Source organism: Enterobacter sp. UNJFSC 003 (assembly GCF_036903355.1).
Taxonomy (GTDB): Bacteria; Pseudomonadota; Gammaproteobacteria; order Enterobacterales; family Enterobacteriaceae; genus Enterobacter.
This window is the reverse complement of record NZ_JBAKHK010000291.1, coordinates 1-247: the sequence shown is the minus strand read 5'-3', so window position 1 is coordinate 247 and position 247 is coordinate 1. Positions and strand designations below refer to the sequence as shown.

The window sequence follows — 247 nt, the reverse complement described above, 5'->3', positions numbered from 1 at the left end:
GGATATGAGCGTCCGCCGTCAGGCTCGCGATCAGGATATCGCCCTTGCTCTTGGCGTAGAGCAGGTGGCGGACATGGCCGGGATGCACGACGTCGAAGGTGCCGTGGCACATGATGACCTTGCGGGCGCGCGGACGGCGGCCGATCAGCGCGGCGATCTCGGCCGCGCTCTTCAGCTTGTGGCTCACCATCCGATGCGTCGCATCGTCCATCATGCCGGCGCCCCCTTGGTCGCGAGGGCGTTGAAC

General features: G+C 66.8%; 1 protein-coding gene. It reads right to left on the bottom strand.

Going from position 1 to position 247, the window contains the following annotated elements; all coding sequences use genetic code 11:
- On the bottom strand, nt 1–214 hold a 214-nt coding region (locus V5P19_RS24215; RefSeq protein WP_334408077.1), incomplete at its 3' end, for an adenylyltransferase/cytidyltransferase family protein.
- Nucleotides 215–247 lie beyond the last annotated feature (33 nt).